The organism is Stenotrophomonas sp. YIM B13575, from assembly GCF_042787595.1.
In the GTDB taxonomy this organism is placed as follows: domain Bacteria; phylum Pseudomonadota; class Gammaproteobacteria; order Xanthomonadales; family Xanthomonadaceae; genus Stenotrophomonas; species Stenotrophomonas lactitubi_B.
Genome location: NZ_JBHZOP010000224.1, coordinates 1 through 1,058 on the forward strand (window position 1 = coordinate 1; position 1,058 = coordinate 1,058).

1 protein-coding gene is annotated in these 1,058 nt (G+C 66.4%); it reads left to right on the forward strand.

Going from position 1 to position 1,058, the window contains the following annotated elements:
* Positions 1–217 precede the first annotated feature (217 nt).
* The gene (locus tag ACFX4F_RS21370; protein WP_380658376.1) at positions 218–985 is read left to right on the forward strand and encodes a sulfurtransferase; all 768 of its coding nucleotides are present in this window, start codon (positions 218–220) and stop codon (positions 983–985) included.
* The last annotated feature ends 73 nt before the right edge of the window (positions 986–1,058 follow it).

A 1,058-nucleotide genomic window follows, 5' to 3' on the forward strand; every position in this document is an offset into this window, starting at 1 on the left:
GTGTGGGCAGGCGGGACACGCCGTAGACCCATCCTTGGGGGCTCGATGGCGCCATCCATGGCGCCAACGGTCCCGCCTGCCCACACCGCCCCGCCCCGGACGCGTTCCGGGTGCTGTCGGTAGATGTCGACCTTGGTCGACACTGTGGTAGATCCACGCCATGCGTGGATGAACGGTGGAGGCTGATACGTGGGCGGTCAGGCGGTAAAATGGCGGGATGATCGCCAATACCGCTGCCTATCATTTCGCCGTCATCGACGCTCCCCAGGCCCTGTGCGACCAGCTGCAGGCGCGTGCCGAGGCGGCTGGCCTGCAGGGCACGATCCTGGTGGCGGGCGAGGGGCTGAACCTGTTCCTGGCGGGGGCACCGTCTGCTGTCGATGGCTTCTACGCGGAACTGCGTGCGGATGCGCGCTTTGCCGACATGCGGGTCAAGACCAGCTTCAGCGAACACCAGCCGTTCGCGCGGCTGAAGGCCAAGGTCAAGGACGAGATCATCAGCTTCCGCCGTGACGATGGCCAGCCGCTGGACTACCCGCGCGCGCCGGCGATCGATCCCGCCACCGTGCAGCGCTGGCTGCGGCAGGGGCACGATGATGCTGGCAAGCCGGTAGTGATGCTCGATACGCGCAACCTGCAGGAGATCGATTACGGCACCTTCAAGGACGCGCTGGTACTGCCCATCCACAAGTTCACCGATCTGCCCGAAGCACTGGCACCCCATCGCGAGGCGCTGAAGGACAGCACCGTGGTCAGTTTCTGCACCGGCGGCATCCGCTGCGAGAAGGCGGCGCTGTGGATGCTCAACGACGGCATGGACAACGTGCTGCAGCTCGATGGCGGCATCCTCGGTTACTTCGAGGACGTGGGCGGCGAGGGCTATGAAGGCCGCTGCTTCGTATTCGACGAACGGGTGGCGCTGGACGCCGAACTGAAGCCGCTGGTGGACGAACCGTTGCCGGAACCCCGCCCCAGCGCGTTCTGACCCGCCTTGTGTAGAGCCGAGCCCACGCTCGGCTGCTGTGCACCGGGGAAGTGCAGCCGAGCGTGGGCTCGGC

Bases quoted from the DNA above. Each gene is read 5' to 3' on its own strand.
- ACFX4F_RS21370 (WP_380658376.1), top strand. From the start codon at position 218: ATGATCGCCAATACCGCTGCCTATCATTTCGCCGTCATCGACGCTCCC.